The sequence below is a fragment of the Rhodocytophaga rosea genome, assembly GCF_010119975.1.
GTDB lineage: Bacteria > Bacteroidota > Bacteroidia > Cytophagales > 172606-1 > Rhodocytophaga > Rhodocytophaga rosea.
On record NZ_CP048222.1, the window covers coordinates 4,883,171 to 4,906,031 of the forward strand.

Sequence of the window (22,861 nt, forward strand, 5' to 3'; positions counted from 1 at the left end):
AACCTAAATTAATAATATAATGAGTTATTCCAATTCCCGTCGGTCTACTTTACAAAAAATAGCCGGAAGTGTAGCATTGGCTACCATAGGTTCGTCGCTTAGCACCCGCCTGGAAGCGGCTGATAAAACGGTAGGCGACACTTTAAAAGGTAAAATTAACCATTCGGTTTGCCGCTGGTGCTACCAAAGTATTGCCTTCGAAGATTTATGCAAAGCGGCTAAAGACATCGGGCTGCAATCTATTGAACTGGTAGGGCCAGCAGAATGGCCGGTTTTAAAAAAATATGGGTTAACGGCTGCACTTCCCAATGGTGCGGGTATGGGAATTGAAAAAGGATTCAACGACCCCAATACCATGATGCACTGGTAAAAAGCTACGAAGAGGTGATTCCTTTAGTAGCCAAGGCAGGCCTTAGCCAGATCATCTGTTTTTCGGGTAACCGCAATGGCATGGACGATGAAAAAGGAATGGAAAATGCAGCCGTAGGTTTAAAGCGTCTGATGCCGGTAGCAGAGAAACACAAGGTTACGCTGGTGATGGAACTACTCAACAGCAAAGTAAATCACAAAGATTATATGTGTGACCACACACCCTGGGGAGCCGCTTTAGCTGAAAAAATAGGATCTGACCGATTTAAACTGCTTTATGATATTTATCACATGCAGATTATGGAAGGCGACGTAATTGCAACCATTAAGAAGTATAGTAAGTATATTTCGCATTACCATACCGGAGGTGTACCCGGAAGAAATGAAATTGATGAAACGCAGGAACTGAACTATCCGGCTATCATGAAGGCGATTACTGAAACTGGTTACAAAGGGTTTGTGGCTCAGGAGTTTATTCCAAAACGGGAAGATAAATTAGCTTCTCTCAAGCAGGGCGTTCAGATTTGTGATGTTGCCTGATTCTATAGGTTTTTATGAAATTAGACGGCTCAACCTGTAAGTAGTTGAAAATAATCGTTATCAATTAAAAAGTGACCAGGTATTATTACCTGGTCACTTTTAGTTTCAAGCCAGTAGATAAAACTATCTTTAGCTGCTTGGCTATTGTAAAATCGGACAAAAGATTAGCGAAAAGGTTAAACCTTAAAACTTCTAATGCTGATGGAAAGCTTGTGAGATAAAAGTCAATACTTCGGGCAGCGCTTCCCGCCAGTATGTCCAGGTATGGCCTCCATTGCGAACACGGAATTCATGGGGAATCTCTTTTTTTCGCATGGCTACATGAACCTGTGCATTTCCTTCATATAAAAAGTCATCATCACCACAATCAATATACCAGCGAACGGCCTTCTTAGTGGTATCCGGCATAGCTTCTAGTAAGGCTAACGTGCTATGGCGTTTGTAATAGTTTTCTACCTGGGCAGCCGAGGCATCCTTAATTCCTCTTCTTTCCAGTTGCGTCTTGGTATCTGCCAAGGTAATAGGTCCGGCAGCGGCACTTAGTGGACAAGCCGACGAGAACAGCTCAGGATGATGCAAGGCATACATAAATGATCCTCCACCTCCCATAGACAATCCGGCAACCGCCCGGTAACGTTTATCTGCCTTGATGCGGTAGGTCTTTTCTATGAAGGGCATAAATTCTTCAAAGAAAAAATCTTCATACCGCCATTCTCCTTTGATATCATTGAAGTATCCCCGTTGGCCGGTATTGGCATCCGGCATCACAATAATCATAGGTGTGGCTTTCCCTTCAGCGATGGCTTTATCTGTAATGTGTTGTACTTCTCCGAACTGTACCCAGCCGGTATGATCGTCTCCTCCGCCATGCAACAAATACAGCACGGGATAGCTGCGTTGGGAAGTTTCGTAATCTGGCGGAAAATAAACGGCATACTTGCGGGAAGATTTCAGAATCTTACTAGGCATGGACAAATTATCGGATACTTTTCCGCTTTGTGCTAACGATACAAATGGAAAAAATACAGCAAGGGCAAAGAGAATCTGTTTAAACATATGTTGATCAGCTTAAAATATAAAGTAAACCAGGTATTTTTGACATTTTCCAAGTAACAAATTTTTTTATATTCTACCTATTGCTGAATCATTCTTTGTTGCATACTTTACCTTTAAGCAATATATTTTCTTCAAAGCTGATTTGTACAATGGGTATTTTTGAGAAGAGAGGATAAATCCTGAGTAACCATATTCTGATCTTTTCACAAATGGCCGCTCTGATTTAATTTTAAAAATCTTCTGAGTGAACCATTTAATTGAAGATTTCATTCAAATCAGTTTTTACCTTTCTGGTTGCTATCACTAATGCAATTCCACTGAAAGCCAGGGCATCAAATGCGCTTGAAACTTCATTTCCTCTGGCAGCCAGTGGTTCTGCTATGGCTCTTGGCATGTGCAGTAAAATAACCCATAGAAATAACATGATAGAAAGCAGTAGTGCAATGGCACCTTGTCGTATGCTTAATATAATGGCTACGCCGGAACCTATTAATGCTACCGCCCCAAAATAGGTCCAGAAGACAGGATCTGGAAACCTGGCAGGCATAAGTGTAGATACAAACTGGGTATACATAAAATGCATAATTCCGAAACTGATCATGGTTATACAAAAAAAGATTCTACCCAAAGGAATAAGCTTTTCTAATAGTGTTATAACCAGAGATTCTCCTGTAAGCCTTGTGTTATCTTCAGGGAGACAGCCTGCAATCACAAAAGCGCCTCCAGACAAGGCAAGTTCTTTCAGAGCATCCGTCCACAAGGCAAAGTGTAAACTGCTATGTTCTTCGCCGAAAATCTCAAATGGAAAATGAACACATATAAACAACAACAGAAAGAAGCCGCCTATTATAAGTGATGCTGTTCGGGCTTTTTTCCCGAGAATAATGGCAATTCCGGCAATGATTAAACCGAGTCCGGTACTATATGCCCACACAGGAAGCAAGGGAAGAGACGATTGCCATTTTGGGAACTGCACATTCCGGAAATTGGCATAAACAAATTGCTGGATTCCATATACGACCATTGCCAGGCCATAAAATGTGCGGCCAATTTTAATCATGGTTTGCATATATTTTTTATTATTCATAATAATTTGTCTGAAACTTTATCAGGTATAGTTTAATGCCTAAATTAAGGCTGGGATTAGCAATTTTTAAACTCAAAACCTGAACAAAGTCCTGCAAAATCTAACCAAAGTAGCAGGTAAACCCGTCAAGCAATATGACAGAACAAGCAATCGTAAAAGAAAGCCTGATAGAAGTTTTCAAAAAGAATGGATATATAGAAACCGGACAGCTGACGCAGCGGGACTTTGATCACATCAGTCATCAGATCGAAACTGCTACCGGAACCTTAATCAGTGGGTCCACGGTAAAGCGGCTCTTACATGGCGAATTCAGCAGGTTACCCCAGATAGCCACACTGGATGCCATTTCCAGATACCTGGGCTACACAACATGGCAGGAATATAGATCGGCAAGGAGAAAACCGGAAACGTTTATTGCGCAAGAGGCAAAACAAAGAATTGCAGAGAATAAGAACCATACACATACTTCTGCCCGTGTAAAAGGATACAAACTGATAGCATTGGTATGCCTGGCAATCGGGGCAATAGCCATTGTGGTGTTTGTTCAGTTTACGCAAAAAAAACAATTTCAGCATATGGAAAAGGCTTCTTTTTCTGCACGCAGAAACACAAATCACGATTTGCCCAATACAGTTGTTTTCAATTATAATGTGGATGAAGTAATCGCTGATAGTTTTTTTATTCAGCAATCGTGGGATACGAACAAGCGGGTGCGAATTTCTAAAAATAACTATACGCTTACTGATATTTACTATGAGCCCGGTTATCATATTGCCAAACTTATCGCCAATGATTCCGTCATCAGAACGATTGATATAAGTATTCCCACGGACCGCTGGTTTTTATTTGCGAAAGATAACCCAGGCAGTAAACCTGAATATATCAAAGCGGATCATTGCATACGGGATGGCTTTTTTGGTTTGTCAGAAAAAGATATTCTGGCTAATAAAATAGATATAGGAAAAGAAAAGGAATACCTCTATACGTTTTTTCCTGGCAAGCTAGAAGTGAGTAGCGACAAGTTTGTGTTGAAAACAAGAGTGAGAATGAAGGAAGTTAAAAATAACAATTGTCCTTATATCACAATGGAAGTTTTTTGCCAGAGATATGCGATGTTCTTTAAAACTACGTCTAAAGGCTGTTCCAGCGAATCGATGCTACAATTCGGAGAGCAATTCATTAGTGGTAAAGAAAGCGACCTGGCTTCCTTAGGTTTTGATGTTACCCAATGGATGGACATGGAAGTAATTGTAAAAAACAAGCAGGCAAATATTATCATTAATAACCAGCCAGTATTTTCAACTTCCTACAAAAATACTTCTCGGCTGATTGCCGGCCTTGGTTTCGTTTCTAACGGGCTTTGTGAAGTTGATTTTGTTGAATTAAAAGGAATAGATGGCACAGTCGTTTATGCGAACGGTTTCGACAGTGAAAACCAGTAACTGACCTATTATTCAACTATAATATTGATTTTGCCAAACCCATTGACCTGTTGAAATAACAGATAGAATAATAATCTGCAACCAGAAAAGATGAGAGCCGTAATAAAATAAAATGGGTATAGAATAAGCACTGCTGCATTCTTCCAGCTACACTTACTTTCTTTACACTAATTCTTTCCTGAGTTCTATTTATCTGCCTCCGCCAAAACAACCAAATCTTTTTAATTCCCTTTCTTTATTTTTGTCGTTTAATTTCACAATTTACGCAGCAATTTAATTGTATTATTTTGCTGTAAACCATCTTTATTCTGGCTTTTCTTATGCAACAGGCTGTACAGAAAATAAATAAGCTTTTAGTAGCCAACCGTGGCGAAATTGCCATCCGCATTTTCCGGGCGGCTTCAGAATTGAATATCCGTACGATTGCTGTATATACTTACGAAGACCGCTATTCCCTGCACCGCTACAAAGCTGATGAGGCTTACCAGATCGGGCGGGATGATGATCCACTGAAGCCGTATCTGGATATTGAAGGTATTATTAAAGTAGCCAAACGCTATGGGGCAAATGCCATACATCCTGGTTATGGTTTTCTGTCGGAGAATGTAACGCTTGCCAGACGTTGCCGGGAGGAGGGAATCATTTTCGTTGGTCCGAGGCCGGAAGTAATGGAGCAGTTGGGCGATAAGGTGGCAGCTAAAGCCATTGCCATGCAAGCCAAAGTGCCTCTCATTGAAGATAGTCATGAAAAGCTCGATACGATAGAAATCGCCAGAAAAGAAGCTAATCGCATTGGTTTCCCGGTGATGATTAAAGCGGCCGCCGGTGGGGGAGGAAGAGGGATGCGGGTGGTGCGGGACGAAAGTACGCTGGAGAAATCTTTCAATGAAGCCCGCAATGAAGCTAAAAATGCGTTTGGAGACGATACGATCTTTCTGGAAAAATTTATTGATGACCCCAAACATATTGAAGTCCAGATCCTGGGAGATAATTACGGCAATATTGTTCATTTGTATGAACGGGATTGTTCGGTACAACGGCGATTCCAGAAAGTAGTAGAAGTAGCCCCCTCTCTTGGATTGAGTCCGGCGGTGAAACAGAAATTGTATGAGTATGCGCTCTCTATTGCCAAACTAGTACAGTATAATAATGCCGGAACTGTAGAATTTCTGGTAGAACGCAATGAACACATTTATTTTATCGAAGTAAATCCCCGTATCCAGGTTGAACACACCATTACCGAGGAAATTACCGGGATTGATATTGTGCGTTCGCAGATTCTGATTGCACAGGGTACCAAGTTATCTGATAAAAGCATTTATATTCTCGATCAGGAAAGTATTCCCTGTAACGGGTTTGCCATCCAGTGCCGCATTACTACTGAAGATCCCACCAATGGTTTTAAACCAGATTATGGTACCATTATCGCCTACCGGAATGCCGGTGGGTTTGGTATCCGCTTAGATGAAGGAAGTTCCTATGCCGGGGTGAAAGTTTCCCCTTTCTTTGATTCGATGCTGGTAAAAGTTTCTGCCAAGGGCCGTACCTTGTGGGGAACCAGTGAACGCTTACACCGGGCTTTGCGTGAATTCCGGATCAGAGGTGTTAAGACCAATATTGGTTTTCTGGAAAATGTAATTTCTCATCCTGTTTTCCAGAGAGGCCAGGCAACCGTTAAATTCATTGAAAACAATCCGGAACTGCTGCAAATCAGCCGTAAATTTGACAGGGCTACCAAGACCCTGCAATACCTGGCCGATGTAATTGTCAATGGCAATCCGGATGTAAAGGTTATCGATAAACAAAAAGTTTTCAGAAATCCCATTGTTCCTGATTTTGACAAATTCGGACCTCATCCGGCAGGAACTAAAAATAAGCTGACAGAATTAGGGCCTGAAAAATTCATGGAATGGCTGAAAGCTGAAAAGAAGATACAATATACCGATACTACTTTCCGGGATGGACATCAGTCTTTACTCGCTACCAGGGTGCGTACCTTTGATATGCTGAAAGTAGCAGAAGGTTTTGCCAAGAATCATCCGCAACTGTTTTCGATGGAAGTATGGGGAGGCGCTACCTTCGATGTAGCCATGCGTTTTTTGCACGAAGACCCTTGGGACCGCCTGCAGCAGTTACGGAAAGCTATACCTAATATTCTCCTGCAAATGCTTATCCGGGGTTCTAATGCTGTAGGCTACTCTGCCTATCCGGATAACCTGATTTCAACATTCATTGAAAAGTCCTGGGAAACTGGTATTGACGTATTTCGCATTTTTGATTCACTCAACTGGATAGAAGCTATGAAAGTGAGCATCAAAGCGGTACGGGAAAGAACCGGAGGAATTGCCGAAGCTTCCATCTGTTATACCAACGACATTCTCAATCCGGATAACAAAAATATACGCTGCAATACTACCTGGATCTGGCCAGGCAACTTGAAGACCAGGGTGCTCACATGCTCTGTATCAAAGATATGGCTGGTTTGCTAAAGCCGTATGCAGCAGAGGTATTAGTAACAGAACTCAAAAAGGCATTGTCTATTCCGGTTCATTTACATACCCATGATACTTCTTCTATTCAGGCAGCTACATATCTGAAAGCCATAGAAGCCGGAGTAGATATTATAGATGTAGCCTTGAGTTCGATGTCGGGACTTACTTCCCAGCCCAATTTCAATTCCATTGTGGCCATGATGCAGGGACATGAACGGGAAAATCCGATTAATCTTTCCTCTTTAAATCAATATGCCAATTACTGGGAAGATGTTCGGGAATATTATTATCCCTTCGAATCAGGTTTGAAAAACGGAACGGCTGAAGTGTATGAACATGAAATTCCTGGCGGCCAGTATTCCAATCTGCGGCCACAGGCACAGGGACTGGGCTTACTCGACAAGTTTGAGGAAATGAAGAAAAACTATGTGGTGGTAAACCAGTTATTTGGAGATATTGTAAAAGTAACACCTTCCTCCAAAGTGGTGGGCGATATGGCCTTGTTCATGACCTCCAATAACCTGACCGCTGAGGATATTTTTGAAAGAGGGAAAACATTGTCTTTTCCGGAATCTGTAAAAAGTTTGTTTAAAGGAGAATTGGGACAGCCATATGGTGGCTTTCCCAAGGAATTACAGGAAATCATTTTAAAGGGCGAAACGCCCATTACCGACCGGCCGAATGCCCACCTGGCTCCGGTAGATTTCGATGCAGACTTTGAAAAGTTCAAGCAGAAGTTTGATGCCCATGCTACTTTCCTGGATTACCTTTCCTACAAAATGTATCCGAAAGTATACGAGGAATATCACACGCACCGAAGGTTATATGGAGAAGTAGATTATATTCCAAGCCAGGCTTTCTTCTTTGGCCTGAAACCTGATGAGGAAATATTAGTGGAAATTTCTGATGGCAAAACCATTATCATTAAACTGCTTTTCGTGTTAGAACCGGATGAAAATGGAATGCGCCAGGTGTCTTTCGAACTGAATGGCCAGACTCGCCGGGTGCTTGTAAAAGACCGGTCTTTCAAAATTACAAAAGCGCTTCATACAAAAGCCAAACAGAAAAATGAAGTAGGTGCTCCCTTACAAGGCCGCCTGGCAAATATACTGGTAAAAACAGGAGATGTTATAAAATCCAATATGCCGCTATTTGTTATTGAAGCCATGAAAATGGAAACAGTCGTAGCCTCACCAATAGCTGGAACCGTTAAAACCATTCACCTCCCCATTGGAGAAATTGTGGAGCAGGATGATCTGGTGGTGGAAATGGAAGGGTAAAGAAATACTAGGATTGGCTACTTAAAATTAATAAGTAACCAATCCTAGTATTCTATAAAAGGAATGCCCACGCGTTAAAGTGCATCTAGATTTGGGTACCTGGATGCACTTTAACTATTATTATGTTAGGAAATAGTTCTTATTTTATTTCGCAGATAGAGAACAAAAACTATAACAAAAGCAAGGAATAAACCTATAGCTCCGCCGATAGCTGGAAATTTAATTAAATCTGGTCCATCCGGCGTATTTGATTTTGTAAAACTTTCTACAACCTGCACATCATCCACTAATTTAATAGAGGTTTCTATATTAAGTGATCTTTCATACAACTCTATAATTTTTACATTTACTTCAGCTGGATTTGTCAAAAATGCTCCAGAAGGATATCGGTTATTATTTAATATATTATTCAATGAATGTTTTAAACTATCCAATGAAGCAATCTCGTTATCTATTTTAATTTTTAACCGCTGAAGATTTGCTTTTTTTAAAGCCGACCTGATTTTAATATACTTATTATCTTCTAAAAAATTAATAATAGCCATTTCTAAAGAATCCAGTACCTGCACATCAGAAACAGAGGCTTCTATAGTAAAACTGCCGTCTTCGGCTTCAGGAGGAAGAAAACGTTTGTTCTCTGCAGGAACTGTCTCATTTGCCTTAAAGTTTTTAATCTTATATGCAGTTTCATAGCTGAGGTTTAGTTTTCTGGCTAATATTTCGTAATCATTTTTGGTAATATGTACCTGCCATGAATTTATTATATTGATTGCTTCAGGATTAGATAAGGCTGTTGAATTAACAATCATTCGGGATTTGTAATAAAAAGGGGTTCTGGTATATAATAAAATCCCAATCAGGATACCAATAATTGTGAAAATTATAAGTAAGCCAACATATTGTTTTAAAAATAGAATAGCTTTTGTCAATAGTTCTATTAAATCTATCTCATCATCCTTTTCGGAACGGATATTTATTTTCTCTAACTCTAGCATTATTATTTGAATAATTGACAGGCTGCAAATATAGAAATTAGCACTGAAGTAATTGATATGTTTCTGTCATTAAGGATGAACTTACCAAATATATATACCTATATTTATATTTCAGCCCTATTTACCCTTAGATTAAAGGTATCAGCCTATTTTTATTCATGAAAACTACGGGTTGATACGAATTTTAATAAATTTGCAAGCTCTTTGTAAAATAATAAATATGGCCATAAATTTAAACGGAAAATCTATCTTAGTAACAGGGGGTACAGGCTCATTTGGAAAAGAATTTGTTAAAACTGTTCTAAATAAATTTCCTGAAGTAAAAAGATTAGTAATCTATTCAAGGGACGAATTAAAACAATTCGAGATGTCTCAGCTCTATTCTGATAGAGACTACGAAGCAATCAGGTATTTTATTGGAGATATCCGGGATGGGGAAAGATTTAAACGTGCCTGCGAAGGTATTGATATTATTGTACATGCAGCAGCTCTCAAACAGGTGCCTGCCGCTGAATACAACCCTATGGAGTGTATTAAAACCAATGTGTTTGGTGCCGAAAACGTAATAAATGCTGCCCTGGATTGCGGAGTTAAAAAGGTAGTAGCCCTTTCTACAGATAAAGCAGCTGCGCCCATAAACTTGTATGGAGCTACCAAATTATGCTCTGATAAATTATTTGTAGCAGCAAATAATATGAAAGGCAAACGGGATGTAACCTTCTCTGTAGTAAGATATGGAAATGTAATTGGTTCCAGAGGTTCGGTAGTCCCTTTCTTTCTAAACAAACGTGCACAGGGAATACTTCCTATTACACATCCGGAGATGACCAGATTTAATATTTCCCTGCAAGAAGGCGTTGATCTGGTACTATATGCCCTGGAAAATGCCTGGGGAGGCGAGATATTTGTTCCTAAAATCCCATCCTATAAGATTACGGATGTAGCCGAAGCCATAGGTCCAGGTTGCGAGCAGTTAATTGTCGGAATCCGCCCTGGTGAAAAACTGCATGAGGAAATGATCACAGAAACAGACTCGCTTAATACCATAGAACTGGAGAAATACTATGTGATTTGCCCTTCTACGCCATTATGGAGTATAAATGAGTTCAATACAGCATTTAACGGAAAGGCAGTACCTATCGGATTTAAATATAATTCCGGTACGAATAATCAGTGGATGACCGTAGAAGATTTGCGGGAACAAATCAGATTACATGTTGATCCCAATTTTAGTGTGGAAACAATAATAGAGAGTTAAACTTTATCCATGAAAGCTATCCCATATGGCCGGCAGCACATCAACCAGGAAGACATTGATGCTGTGGTTGAAGTGCTCAAATCTGATTATCTCACGCAGGGACCAAAAATTGAAGAACTAGAAAAGAAGTTTGCACAATATATTGGATCTTCGTATGCCCTGGCTGTGTCGAATGGTACGGCTGCTCTACATTTGTGTACATTGGCGTTAAATGTTTCCAAAGGTAGTAATGTAATTACTACGCCACTTACCTTTGTAGCAAGCGCCAACTGTGTCGAATATTGTGGAGGAAACGTATATTTTGCCGACATTGATCCAGATACATACCTGCTTGATATTAATAAAGTAAAGGCACTAATTGAGTCAAAACCGAAAGGCTTTTTCTCAGGCATTATACCTGTTGATTTTGCTGGCTATCCGGTAGACCTGGAACAGTACAGACAGCTGGCTAAAGAACATAATTTATGGATTGTTGAAGATGCTTGTCATGCGCCTGGTGGCTATTTTACTGACAGTACAGCTACACAGCAATGGTGTGGCAATAGTAAATTTGCAGACTTAGCTATATTCTCATTTCACCCAGTAAAACATATTGCTACCGGTGAGGGAGGAATGATCACGACTAATAATGAGGAATTGTATAAAAAACTGTTGCTATTGCGCACCCATGGAATTACCAAAAATGCAGATTTATTAATTGAAAATCATGGGGGATGGTATTATGAAATGCAGGAACTTGGATATAATTACCGGCTCACCGACTTCCAGGCAGCTTTGGGCATTTCTCAACTAGCCAGAGCAGATAAAGGATTGCAACGAAGAAAAGAAATAGCCAGAAAATATGATGAAGCATTTCAAGGAACTTCCTTAAAAACACCGAAGCCTCATCCTGGACATGCGTATCATTTATATGTGATTCAGGTAGAAAACCGCCTGGTATTATATAACCATTTGAGAAACAAGAATATATTTGCCCAGGTACATTATATTCCGGTACACTTGCAACCTTTTTATAAGCAAAAAGGTCATACGGCAAATGAATTCCCTATAGTTGAAGAATATTATAAGCATTGCCTGAGTATTCCCATGTATCCGACGTTAACCGATGATGAACAACAGTATATCATTGATACTATCAATAATTATTTAGCTACCTATTAAAATTTATGACAGCAAACAAGCAAATAGATTTCTGGAAAGGTGAGTTTGGGCAGGAATACACGCTCAGGAATTCAAGGTCACAGCAAGAGTGGGACCAGTTTCATCTGGATACCTGGGGTATTACCAAAATTGACATGTATCAGAAATTTATTGGTGATTTACCTAAAGATGCCCGCATATTAGAAGTAGGTTCAAATACAGGGATGCAACTAGCCGGTTTACGGCGGATGGGTTTTACGCAATTGTATGGTATAGAGATTCAGCCGGATGCCGTAGAATTATCAAAGCAATATACACATCATACAAATATCATTGTGGGTTCTGGGCTGGACATCCCTTTTAAAGACAATTATTTTGACCTCGTATTTACTTCCGGCGTATTAATTCATATCTCACCAGATAACCTCCCTATTGTGATGAAAGAAATGGTACGATGCAGCCGCCGCTATATTCTCGGGTTTGAATATTATGCGGCATATGTTCAATCTATCAATTACAGAGGAAATGAAGGGTTCTTGTGGAAGGCTGATTATGCAGGATTATTTAGGAAAACAGAGCCAACATTAAAAGAGGTAAAAAAAGAATATTACAAATACGTCAAAGATGATAACGTAGACGCGATGTATTTGCTGGAAAAATAATTCCTTACTAGCTATTAGCACACATGAAGATAAGATATTGTAAAAAATGCTTGTTTCCTGAAACCAAACCGGATCTTTTTTTTGATGACAGAGGCGTTTGCAGTGCCTGTATTGCAGGGGAACAGAAATTTAAAGACATTAACTGGAAACAAAGGGAAAATGATTTCTACGAAATCATTAACTATTATAAGAAAAAGCCGCATGAGACCGGGTATGATTGTATAGTTCCTGTAAGTGGGGGCAAGGATAGCACCTACCAGGCCTACTTTATGAAGCATGTGTGTGGCTTGAATCCTTTATGTGTATGTTTTGAGACTACTGCCGTAACCGAATTGGGACAGCAAAACCTGGATAATATTTCTAAAATGGGTATTGACGTAATTCACTTCAAGAAAAATTACGAGGTATACCGGAAGATGGTGGTAGAAAGCTTTAGGCGGGTAGGCGACGAAATGTGGCCTAATCACATTGGCATCTTTACCATTCCTGTCATGATCGCTGTTAAATTCAATATACCTCTTATTATCTGGGGAGAAAATTCCCAGCAGGAATATGGTGGGCCATTAGAATCTATCCATAGTAATATTCTGAACCGACGATGGCTGGAAGAATTTGGTGGCCTGCTTGGCAACCGGATACAGGATATGGTTGGGGTAGATGGCATTACTGAGAAAGATCTAACGCCTTATATTTATCCTTCCGATGAAGAAATAGAACGGGTAGGCATAACAGGTTTGTTCCTCGGCCATTATTTCTTCTGGGATGCCCGTAAGCAACTGGAAATTGTAAAGCAACATGGATTTAAAGTGAAAGAAGATAGCCCAATAGAAGGTACCTATACCAACTACGAGAACCTGGATGAGAAACTGGTAGGTTTACATGACTACCTGAAATTTGTAAAATATGGCTTTGGCAGGGCTACCGACCATGCTGGTATCGACATTCGTAATAACCGGCTTACTAGGGAAGAAGGTAAAAAACTGGTGATGCAGTATGATGGAAAATATCCTCATTATGCGGTGTCAGAATTTATTACATACTCAGGTTTGAGTAAGCAGGAAATAGACGAAGTAATTGATTCGTATACCAATACCATTCTGTTCAAAAATGAGGATGGGAAATTTGTACGGGATGCTGAAGGGAATCTAATCCGCAATTTTGAAATAGAATAGTACATGTCAGTAGCCATAATCGATTATAAGATGGGAAATGTTGCTTCTGTACAGAAAGCACTCAGCTATCTTAAAATGCCCAGTGTAATCACCAGCGATTTCGACCAGATACGCCAGGCTGATTTTATTGTGCTTCCGGGGGTAGGTTCCTTCGAAAAAGGAATGCAGAATTTACACGAAGCAGGCTTAACTACTTTGCTCACCGAAGAAGTTATTCAGAATAAAAAGCCATTTATAGGCATGTGCCTGGGAATGCAACTGATTGCTACCACCGGGTATGAACCTGCAAAAACACCTGGCTTAGGCTGGATTGATGGAGAAGTGGTCAGAATTGTAGCGCCGGGCAAAAGAATACCACATATGGGTTGGAATAATATTCACATCAAAGACGATACTTATTTCAAAGACATACCCGGCTCAGATTTTTATTTTATCCATAGTTATCATTTTGAGGTTCGGGATGAAAGTGCTGTTTCATCAATTGTAGAGTATGGCATACCTATCACAGCGACTGTTCAAAAAGACAATATTTTTGCTGCCCAGTTCCATCCCGAAAAAAGCCAGAAAGCCGGATTGGCAGTTCTGAAAAATTTCTTTCACATACATGCTCAAAATAAGAGTTATACCCATATTAACATTTAATGGATTTGCCCTGGTAAAAACCAAACAATTTGCCAATCCCAGAATGGTAGGCAATGCTGTGCAAGCCGCCAGGGTATACAATAGCAGGGGAGTAGATGAGCTGGTTTTTCTGGATATTTTCGCCAGCGAACAAAACAGAAGATTAAATTTGTCTTTGGTGAAGGATATTATTAAAGAGTGCCTGATGCCCATAGGTATAGGCGGTGCAATCGCTTCACTGGAAGATATTAACAACTTACTCAAAATTGGAGCAGATAAGGTTATTATTAAAATGAAAGCATTAACCGACCCCGGTTTATTGAAGAGGCCGCCAATGTGTTCGGAAGCCAGTGTATTACAATCGCCGTAGATGCCAAAAGGCAAGGCGAAGACTATAAAATATATAATAAGCTTGGTATTGATGTTTCTTTATCTGATTTTATTAAACAGTGTGCTGATAGGGGAGCAGGCGAAGTTATTGTAAATTCTGTAGATAATGACGGAATGATGAATGGATTTGACCTGGAATTAATTAAAAAAGCCGAACAACTGACTTCCCTGCCGATTATTGCCTGCGGTGGCGGTGGAAATCCCACACACTATAGCCAGCTTTTCCAGGAAACATCTATCGAAGCAGTAGCTTCTGCCAGTATTTTTCATTTTACCCAGTACACCCCCAACGACATAAAACGTACCCTCGAAAGCCTGGGCAAACCAGTAAGAATTACAGCTTAAATTTTATTATGGCATTTTCTTCTCCGAAAGTAGGTATTATTTCACAAGCCCGGATGGGAAGCACCAGGCTTCCTGGCAAAATTATGCTGGAGGCAAAAGGCAAAAAACTGTTACAATACCACCTGGAAAGATTACACTGGAGTGGGTATCCTGTTATTATTGCTACTACTACACTTTCGCAAGATGATATTATTGTAGAATTTTGTCTGCAACACAATATTCCCTACTACCGGGGGGATGAAGAAAATGTATTGAGCAGGTTTTATCTATGTGCAAAGCAGTTTAAGCTCGATATTATTATAAGAGTTACTTCCGATTGCCCTCTCATCGATGGACTGTTAATTAAGCAAGCTGTAGAAGAATATATCGCTATAGGCGAAGAAAATGTATATGCCTCTAATTGCCTGGTCAGGTCATACCCTAGAGGCTTCGATTTTGAAATATTTTCCTTTGCGTTACTGAAAGAAGCCTACACACAGGCATCCTTGCCTGCACAGAAAGAGCACGTTACTCCTTATTTATATCAAAATACTTCAGGTAACATAGTGATCAGGCATTTTGTAAATGACCAGGATGCCAGTAGGTTTAGAATTACATTAGATACACCTGAAGATTACAAATTGATACTTGAGCTAATAGAAACGTATTATGCTGAAACTTTGTATGCGGCAGAAATAATCAAACTATTAGCAGACCATCCAGAACTCTCCCTTATCAATGCACATATTGAGCAGAAGAAAATTTAACTATAAAATACTTTGCTATTATCTGAATAATCTTTCTACGTACCCTTCAATTACCACATCTGGTTTTTCTTTCTCAACTATATTCCAGTCAAAATTTTTCCAGCAGTATACAATTCTTTTAAAGTGCCTGTTCATAAAAGGTTTTAATGCAAGTGTATAAGAATCATGGAAAACAACGGCTGTGATACCTGTAGTATCTAAAGAATTTTCATAGATTTCGCAATCAGGGTATGAAGAACTAATGTTGGATATAGAATCAGAAGAGTTTTTTAATAAGAAATAAGGTTTGTTATCAATAAACTGTGTATTGTTCTGCATACCAATTAAATCTATTAAATCTCCTCCTCCTTCCTTTACCCATTTTATAGTGAAATCACTGATAGGAAGAGGTTTGAGACCAGAGAAATCTTTACTTATATGATTAAACAAAGATGAATAGCCTATAAACGCACCATAATTATTCCAATGGGTATCATGCTTATAATAAAGCTGTGCATTCTGTTTCTGTCTTAATAAATCCGCTTTTATATCAATAATGCTTACGGCAGATTTTTTCTGCCTAAGAAACCTGTTCAATTGCTCAATTCTGGAAACAGTATCCAATTGCTGAACTTTTATTCTGAAAGGCAGAAATTCAGAGTAAATTGTATGTGTATTCGGATAGTATGCTTTATAGTACTTTATATTATTACTCTTGCACAGTGTATGTATATTTTCGAGATTTTTATGAATCACCTCCAACTCTTCTTGAGTGTAAAGATTTCGGTGGGCATAATCAGCCAGCACATTCTCATGGGGTTTAATAACGCTTAAAAATAACCAGCCCTGGTTTCCTATAATTGCCTGATTTGATACCTGAGATTCATTAAACAGAAACAATCTTAGTTTTCCTCCCCAGTCAATAAGTGTTCTTCTGAAATTAAAATTATCATTAAAATAATCGGTATATAATGAGGGAAATTCCTTAACAGAATCCAGAGAAAAGGCTGGCTTACTCTGTAGTTGTCTCTTTTCTATATTAACTCCTCCTTCTGTATCGAACTTAAATACGTCGCTTATTAGTGGCAACAAAAGCAATACAATAAAGGAAAAAGATTGTAATATGAGAATCTTGTTTGTTAGACTTAATGATGGAGTATAAGCATAATTTGATTCTAAGAATAGAAATACGCAGAAGGAAAGTAAAAAGGCAAGTGCTTCCGTAAAGGCTACAGAATTTTTTGCCCCTCTCACCTTTTCATAATCCGGGCCTATCTCCTGAGCATAAAAGAACGGGTCGTAATAGTTGTCAACCGTTTGAGGGATAAATTTGAGTTTGGAAGAATCTTCGGCAGGCGCTAAGCAAATATTATTAATAAACACTGTTAAAAAGTTACTCTGGTCATAATATATTGCTTCGCCATTGTGTTCAATGGTAACTTCTTTTAATTCAATTTCCTTTTGTAGTTTATTCTGTGAAATATCTAGTCTCAGCCTGATTATCTGAAGAGAATCCGGAATCTGAAAATTAATAACCTGATAGCCGGATTCGCCAGTGATATTAGTTGTTATAGACTGTTGTTCTGTCCAATCTGGTTGTGCCGGTGTTGTATAATATACCTGGAAATAATCATCTACCTCCATTTTTACTATAATCTTTAGAGAAACTTTATTGGTATTAAATATTTCATCTACTTTTAAATAAGTAAAAGTTTTTATAAGGACAAAACACAATACAACCCATATAGTTAAGTGTCCAAAATGTAATACAGTAACTTGTTTGTTGCGCTGGTAAATGTAGAAAAGTACGGATAATACGGCACAAAAAAGCCCCAACAAAATGTATTGCGTATAATGAGCAGGAATAAAATAAGTATCAGGTGTATGGAGGGTATCAGAAATAGAAGATAAGCTTGTGGAGTAAATAAACGGGTCGTAACTTCCATCAACTGTTTGCAGAGAAAAATTATGGGTATCCTGATTGTATTTTACAAAGTGATTGAGATTAAAAAACTTTGTAATATCTGCTTCCTGTAGGGAATAGGTTGTATTCTTTGCAAAAACTACCTTATTGATTCGGATTATGTTCTGTTTACTCTTGTCCCCCAAATCTATTCTAAGGCCAGTAAAATGATCTATAGGAAGTACAAATGTTACTTGCTGCCTTATACCTTCTTTTATTGGCTCGGTCAGTGAATGTTCCTCAGTAAAACCATCTGTGAGGTTAGTGATATAAAATAACTGCAGGTTATCTTGCTTTTCAGAGATAATATCAAAAGTTATTTTAATCTGATTCTTTTCATTTTTTACTACATATTTATTATAAGTTAATAATGACAATGAAAATATAAAAATACCAAAACAGGTGGAATAGAAGCATCTAGCGAAAATATTATTAGTGACCATAGAATACTAAAATCTAAAATAGATAAAAGGATTATAGCTGCTTTTTGCCAGTTCGATAATAGAAAGCAGAAACATACTGAGTGAAAATACATATGAAAAAGTATTCTCTAAAAACATATGTAGCCTGGGTGTAAAATACTTCATTGTAAAAATGCTAACCTGCTTACTGAGGTAAATCCTTAAAGGTGTTGAGAAAATTATTCCTATACCTAACATGAAAAGGGTATATTTATCTAAATAGGTCAGGCTACTGAAATTTCTGCCTTCATTCAACCCGAACATAGATTGAATATATTCTACTGCATAGGAAATATCTACTGCTCTAAAGAAAACCCATCCAATTATTACTACTAAAAGTGCATATAAGTGTTGTATAGGCTGATAGCTCTTTTTTAATAAGGAATTTAAACCGATTCTTTCCAGAATAATAAAAAAACCATGGAATAATCCCCAAACTACGAAGTTCCAGCTGGCTCCGTGCCAGAGCCCGGTCAGAAAGAATACGGTTAATAGATTTCTGTAAGTAATTAATTGTGAGCGTCTGCTTCCACCTAATGGAATATATACATAGTCTCTAAACCAGCTGGATAAGGAAATATGCCATCTCCTCCAAAATTCTTGTATGGATTTAGATATATAAGGATAATTAAAATTTTCTAGGAAAGTGAATCCAAACATTTTTCCTAAACCTATGGCCATATCCGAATAACCCGAAAAATCAAAATAAATTTGTAGCGAATAACATATTATTCCTAACCATGCTATTATTCCGGGAATATCTGAGGCTGGTAGTTTAAATATATCATCAGCCAGCATGGCCATGCTATTGGCGATCAGTACTTTCTTACCCAACCCTTTAAAAAATCTAGAAAAACCATCATAAAACTTTTCCCATGTAGTATCCCTTTTCAGAATTTGCTCATCTACGTCATGATACCGGATAATCGGCCCTGCAATGAGTTGAGGAAATAAGGATATATATAAGGCCAGATGAAAGGGATTGCGCTGTACGTTCACTTCCTTTCTGTACACATCAACCAGGTAGCTTATGTTTTGAAAAGTGTAAAAAGAAATACCTATTGGCAGATGTATAAGTGCGGTATGACTAATAGGTAATATAAATTTTAAGGGAAGGAATGTATCTACAATAAAATTAAAGTACTTGTAGTACAAGAGAAACAATAAATTTATAGCAACCACAACAAATAGGAAAAAAGCCGAAGCAAATTTTATATTCCTGTAATTATATATAAGCAGGCCACCTATATAATTAATGGCTATTGTAAGTATCATTAAAAATACATAATATATTTCCCCCCATGCATAAAAAAAGAGGCTAGCTATAAGCAAAATGCCATTACGGAACAGGGGGTGAGAAAAATAATATATAAGTAATACAATGGGAAGAAATAGAAAAAGAAAGACGGTGGAACTAAATACCATAATGTTGGTCAGCTTACAAACCTCAAAAATATTTCTTTTTCCATGATATAATACTAAAAGTTTATATTCTTAAACAAGAGGCAAGTAGATTCTTTAAATACCTTGAAGATTACCGGCTCATACATGAATTAATAGAAACCCATCATGCTGAAACCTTGCAGGCAGCAGCTATAATCAAACTTTTGAAAGCTTATCTGGAACTCTCTCTTATGAGTGCACATATTGAGCAGAAGAAAATTTAAATTAAAACGAAAAAATACTTATACTGCGAACTTTTTAGTACACGCCAAATATTTATATCGTTTTAATAGCTCATTTATATAACCCGCATATCTAAATTTGGCTTCAATAGTGATATATGAAAAGCATTCGATAAGTGATATATATTAATCATTCTATATACACCTTCTTATTTTCTATTTCCAGTATTTTTTATACTAATCATTATTTTATCTTTTTGATAATCAGAACGATTCTGTATTATCGTACGTATTGGTATACACTTTTTGTACAATTACTTTCAACCAAGCACTTTATTCATTTTGTAATTGCCAATGAAGAATCTTATTATTGTTTTTTACACACTATTACAACTACAAAGCATATTTTCCTATGGGCAACCTACCCAAGGCGCTCTATACTTCAATAAAACAGGCAGCTATATAAATATTCCTTCTTCTCCTTCATTAAGTCCGGAAAAAGAAATAACAGTTGAGTCCTGGATTAAGCCTAATAATTCAAACTGGAACAATAAGTATCAAACTATACTCTCTAAAAAAGAATATAATGATCTCACAAGCTTTACTGATAAACAAAAGTGGGAAGTTTATAATGCCACAAATGTAAATGGAGAAAACAATATTACGGGCTTTGTAGGCGCTGTTTTTGATGGGAGGTATGTGTATTTCAGTCCCTGGTGGAGAGGAGGTGATGAACCTCAATCCGGAGAAGTGCTGCGTTTTGATACACAGGGCGATTACCAGGATACAAATAGCTGGAATACTTATAATGCTGATAATGAGGATGGTAAGAACGGTGTGCGCGGCTTGGAGGGTGCTGTTTTTGATGGAAGGTATATTTATTTTGTTCCTCTCCATACAGAAAATATTTATTCCAGCCAGGTTTTGAGATACGATACACAAAAGGACTTTAATAGTACGAATTCATGGGATGTCTATGATTACACTACAAACAATGTTGCAGAAATTGATGATAAGTATCAGGCACCCAAAGGCTTTGTAGGTGCTGTATTTGATGGAAAATATATCTACTTTCCGCCTAATCCCTGGGAGCCTCACCATAAGGTTTTAAGATACAATACACAAAGTGATTTTTTTGATTCCAGCTCCTGGGAAACATATGATTTTGCAGCTAAATATGGCCCTGAAGCCTTGGCAGGATGTTTCGGAGCTATTTTCGATGGAGCTTATGTGTATTTTGTTCCCCAGGATGGGAAAGGTAATGTACTCCGCCTGGATACCAGAAAAGAGTTTTCGGAAGATGATGCCTGGGAGATGTTTAATTTAATAGATTTACTACCTCCAGGGTATCCTCCCCATTTTGCAGGTGCTGTTTTTGATGGCCGGAATATCTATTTTTCGCCTTTGTATGGAGGCACTGTAATTAAGTTTGATACTAAAGGCGATTTTATGGATAAGCAATACTGGAAATTAACTTATATACTGAATTTAGATGGCAACCATGCTGTAAAGGGTGGAGTGGGACCAGTATTCGATGGCCGGTATGTTTATTATCCGCCCATGTATGATCAGGTTGGCAGATCGGGTAAATTTGTTATTTATGACACCTACGGAGATTTTGAAGATTTAAGTTCCTGGAATTATTATGACTGGAAAACGCAGGATAAACAACTGGCCGGCTTTGAGGGAGCCGTTTTTGACGGGCAATATGTATACTTTTCACCCATGAACTTTGAAGATCCGCATGGTAAAATATTACGTTATGGTTCTACAGAGAGAAATGGGCTAAGCTATTCACTGATCTATAATCAGTCATCCAGTTCTTTTGGATCGGTCATGCAAAGGCCTAGTTTTCAGGTGGGTACAACAGCAGGGCTTCGTACAGTATACCTAAAGAAAGAAGCTAACCTGGCAGATGGGGAGTGGCATCATATGGCAGGTACGTATAATGGCTCTGTGCTTAGTATATATCTTGATGGACAATTGAATAATCAGATTATATACACCACACCTGCAGATATAGTAGTAAATGAGGCAAATGTTACAATTGGTTCAGAATCCGGGCATTCGAGTAGTTTTGATGGCTTAATTGATAATATCAGTATAAGAAATATAGCGGCAACAGCGGAGGAGATTCTTCAACATGCTAATTGCAGGGAATTTTCCGGAATCGATTCTCATTTGCTTGCTGGATGGCTGTTGGATGAAGGTAGAGGAGAGGTTGTAAATGATCTAAGCGGGAATAACAATAACGGTGTTTTAATAAATGAACCTAAATGGATTAATTTAAACACTGCTCTTAAGGTTTTTGCCGGGAAAGATGAAGAAGTTTGCAGCGATGACCTGCCATTTATATTGCAAGATTATTATCCTGCCGGAGGCGTATGGACTGGAAATGGCGTGAGTGCCAGTGGTTTATTTACTCCGTCTGAAAATTTTGCCAATACTACTCAAAAGCTGCTGTATACCTATCAGGATGAAAATGGCTGTGTATATTCTTCGTTCAAGAAAATTTATATAAGACCTTCAACCGGTCAGCCATATATATCTGAGCGTTTTAATGCCATTCTTTGCTCCGGGGAATTTACTACCCTCACAGTAGATAGAGACTATAGCCGATATATATGGTCTACAGGCGATACCACAAAAAGTATTCATGTCTCGCAGTCTGGTACATATAGTGTAAAAGTGGCTGAAGGTGATTCTTGCCTGAGTATATCTTCTGAGTCAGTTGCCATTCAGGTATTACCTGATATGCCTGCCCCGGTAATCAATTTAACGGATCTTACCAGTTTAAAAGCCAGTAATGCGGCTGATAACTTACATTTTGAATGGAAACGCAACAATGACACGCTTCCTCTTCATACACAAACGATAAAAATTACGCAACCAGGCTTCTATTCGGCTCGAGTCAGAAATTCAAATAACTGCTATTCGGAGTTTTCCGAGGCGTTTTATTTCACTCCACCCCAGCCTGACGAGATACTGAATAAAAACCTTACCATTGCTCCTAATCCAAGCAATGGCAGATTTCAGATAAGTGTTTCTGATTTTACAGAAGATGTGTCTGTGTATATAAGAGATCAAACCGGTAAAATACTGTATCAGGCTGTATTACCCGTCCGGGAAGGGCTTACCATAAAAGAAATTAATTTAACACATTTGCCAAAGTCATTATACATGATGAGCTTTGTAACCAGCTATGGTGTATTACATAAAAAAATAATCATCCAATAGC

General features: G+C 38.4%; 13 protein-coding genes and 3 pseudogenes. 11 read left to right on the forward strand and 5 right to left on the reverse strand.

The annotated features are described in order from the left end of the window. The first annotated feature begins 19 nt into the window (after nucleotides 1-19). Nucleotides 20-909: pseudogene (locus GXP67_RS20255) on the forward strand (hydroxypyruvate isomerase family protein). 192 nt (nucleotides 910-1,101) lie between these two features. Here the strand turns inward: GXP67_RS20255 and GXP67_RS20260 are convergent. Both GXP67_RS20260 and GXP67_RS20265 read right to left on the reverse strand, forming a co-directional pair. Next, a complete protein-coding gene (locus tag GXP67_RS20260) occupies nucleotides 1,102-1,965 on the reverse strand; it encodes an alpha/beta hydrolase (RefSeq protein ID WP_197901543.1) in 864 nt (287 codons plus the stop codon). Between the two features lie 253 nt (nucleotides 1,966-2,218). Further along, nucleotides 2,219-3,052 carry a DoxX family protein gene (locus tag GXP67_RS20265; protein ID WP_162444815.1) on the reverse strand — a complete coding sequence of 278 codons (834 nt, stop codon included), beginning with the start codon at nucleotides 3,050-3,052 and terminating at the stop codon, nucleotides 2,219-2,221. Between the two features lie 134 nt (nucleotides 3,053-3,186). Between GXP67_RS20265 and GXP67_RS20270 the strand changes: the two genes are divergently transcribed. Both GXP67_RS20270 and GXP67_RS20275 read left to right on the forward strand, forming a co-directional pair. After that, a complete protein-coding gene (locus tag GXP67_RS20270) occupies nucleotides 3,187-4,494 on the forward strand; it encodes a hypothetical protein (protein ID WP_162444816.1) in 1,308 nt (435 codons plus the stop codon). Between the two features lie 320 nt (nucleotides 4,495-4,814). Then, nucleotides 4,815-8,266: pseudogene (locus tag GXP67_RS20275) on the forward strand (pyruvate carboxylase). A 125-nt stretch (nucleotides 8,267-8,391) separates the two neighbouring features. Here GXP67_RS20275 and GXP67_RS20280 read toward each other — a convergent pair. Continuing rightward, on the reverse strand, nucleotides 8,392-9,261 hold the full coding sequence (locus GXP67_RS20280; protein ID WP_162444817.1) for a hypothetical protein: 870 nt from the start codon (nucleotides 9,259-9,261) through the stop codon (nucleotides 8,392-8,394). A gap of 220 nt (nucleotides 9,262-9,481) precedes the next feature. On the opposite strand from GXP67_RS20280, the gene pseB reads away from it, so the two are divergent. The 7 genes and pseudogenes from pseB to GXP67_RS20320 all read left to right on the forward strand — a co-directional run bounded on the left by pseB (nucleotide 9,482) and on the right by GXP67_RS20320 (nucleotide 15,595). Continuing rightward, entirely contained in the window at nucleotides 9,482-10,519 is a 1,038-nt protein-coding gene (pseB, locus tag GXP67_RS20285; RefSeq protein ID WP_162444818.1) for a UDP-N-acetylglucosamine 4,6-dehydratase (inverting), read from the forward strand. Nucleotides 10,520-10,528: 9 nt separating this feature from the next. Beyond that, nucleotides 10,529-11,680 carry a UDP-4-amino-4,6-dideoxy-N-acetyl-beta-L-altrosamine transaminase gene (gene pseC, locus GXP67_RS20290; protein ID WP_162444819.1) on the forward strand — a complete coding sequence of 384 codons (1,152 nt, stop codon included), beginning with the start codon at nucleotides 10,529-10,531 and terminating at the stop codon, nucleotides 11,678-11,680. A gap of 5 nt (nucleotides 11,681-11,685) precedes the next feature. After that, nucleotides 11,686-12,321, forward strand: coding sequence for a pseudaminic acid biosynthesis-associated methylase (locus GXP67_RS20295; RefSeq protein ID WP_162444820.1), 636 nt, complete (start codon nucleotides 11,686-11,688; stop codon nucleotides 12,319-12,321). Between the two features lie 23 nt (nucleotides 12,322-12,344). Then, entirely contained in the window at nucleotides 12,345-13,493 is a 1,149-nt protein-coding gene (locus GXP67_RS20300; protein WP_232064509.1) for an N-acetyl sugar amidotransferase, read from the forward strand. A gap of 3 nt (nucleotides 13,494-13,496) precedes the next feature. Next, nucleotides 13,497-14,135: an imidazole glycerol phosphate synthase subunit HisH gene (hisH, locus tag GXP67_RS20305; RefSeq protein ID WP_162444821.1), complete on the forward strand. Its 639-nt coding sequence runs from the start codon at nucleotides 13,497-13,499 to the stop codon at nucleotides 14,133-14,135. A 43-nt stretch (nucleotides 14,136-14,178) separates the two neighbouring features. Further along, a pseudogene (gene hisF, locus GXP67_RS37460) lies at nucleotides 14,179-14,849 on the forward strand (imidazole glycerol phosphate synthase subunit HisF). Between the two features lie 8 nt (nucleotides 14,850-14,857). Beyond that, nucleotides 14,858-15,595 carry a cytidylyltransferase domain-containing protein gene (locus GXP67_RS20320; protein ID WP_162444824.1) on the forward strand — a complete coding sequence of 246 codons (738 nt, stop codon included), beginning with the start codon at nucleotides 14,858-14,860 and terminating at the stop codon, nucleotides 15,593-15,595. Nucleotides 15,596-15,613: 18 nt separating this feature from the next. On the opposite strand, the gene GXP67_RS20325 is transcribed toward GXP67_RS20320, so the two are convergent. Continuing rightward, nucleotides 15,614-17,914, reverse strand: a complete 2,301-nt coding sequence (locus GXP67_RS20325) for an alginate O-acetyltransferase AlgX-related protein (RefSeq protein WP_162444825.1) — start codon at nucleotides 17,912-17,914, stop codon at nucleotides 15,614-15,616. A gap of 72 nt (nucleotides 17,915-17,986) precedes the next feature. Then, nucleotides 17,987-19,012 carry an MBOAT family O-acyltransferase gene (locus tag GXP67_RS20330; protein WP_232064510.1) on the reverse strand — a complete coding sequence of 342 codons (1,026 nt, stop codon included), beginning with the start codon at nucleotides 19,010-19,012 and terminating at the stop codon, nucleotides 17,987-17,989. A gap of 965 nt (nucleotides 19,013-19,977) precedes the next feature. Between GXP67_RS20330 and GXP67_RS20335 the strand changes: the two genes are divergently transcribed. Further along, nucleotides 19,978-22,860, forward strand: a complete 2,883-nt coding sequence (locus GXP67_RS20335) for a LamG-like jellyroll fold domain-containing protein (RefSeq protein WP_162444827.1) — start codon at nucleotides 19,978-19,980, stop codon at nucleotides 22,858-22,860. The last annotated feature ends 1 nt before the right edge of the window (nucleotide 22,861 follow it).

Bases quoted from the DNA above. Each gene is read 5' to 3' on its own strand.
- GXP67_RS20300 (WP_232064509.1), top strand. From the start codon at position 12,345: ATGAAGATAAGATATTGTAAAAAATGCTTGTTTCCTGAAACCAAACCG.
- GXP67_RS20320 (WP_162444824.1), top strand. From the start codon at position 14,858: ATGGCATTTTCTTCTCCGAAAGTAGGTATTATTTCACAAGCCCGGATG.
- pseC (WP_162444819.1), top strand. From the start codon at position 10,529: ATGAAAGCTATCCCATATGGCCGGCAGCACATCAACCAGGAAGACATT.
- hisH (WP_162444821.1), top strand. From the start codon at position 13,497: ATGTCAGTAGCCATAATCGATTATAAGATGGGAAATGTTGCTTCTGTA.
- GXP67_RS20295 (WP_162444820.1), top strand. From the start codon at position 11,686: ATGACAGCAAACAAGCAAATAGATTTCTGGAAAGGTGAGTTTGGGCAG.
- GXP67_RS20335 (WP_162444827.1), top strand. From the start codon at position 19,978: ATGAAGAATCTTATTATTGTTTTTTACACACTATTACAACTACAAAGC.
- GXP67_RS20260 (WP_197901543.1), bottom strand. From the start codon at position 1,965: ATGTTTAAACAGATTCTCTTTGCCCTTGCTGTATTTTTTCCATTTGTA.
- pseB (WP_162444818.1), top strand. From the start codon at position 9,482: ATGGCCATAAATTTAAACGGAAAATCTATCTTAGTAACAGGGGGTACA.
- GXP67_RS20265 (WP_162444815.1), bottom strand. From the start codon at position 3,052: ATGAATAATAAAAAATATATGCAAACCATGATTAAAATTGGCCGCACA.
- GXP67_RS20280 (WP_162444817.1), bottom strand. From the start codon at position 9,261: ATGCTAGAGTTAGAGAAAATAAATATCCGTTCCGAAAAGGATGATGAG.
- GXP67_RS20270 (WP_162444816.1), top strand. From the start codon at position 3,187: ATGACAGAACAAGCAATCGTAAAAGAAAGCCTGATAGAAGTTTTCAAA.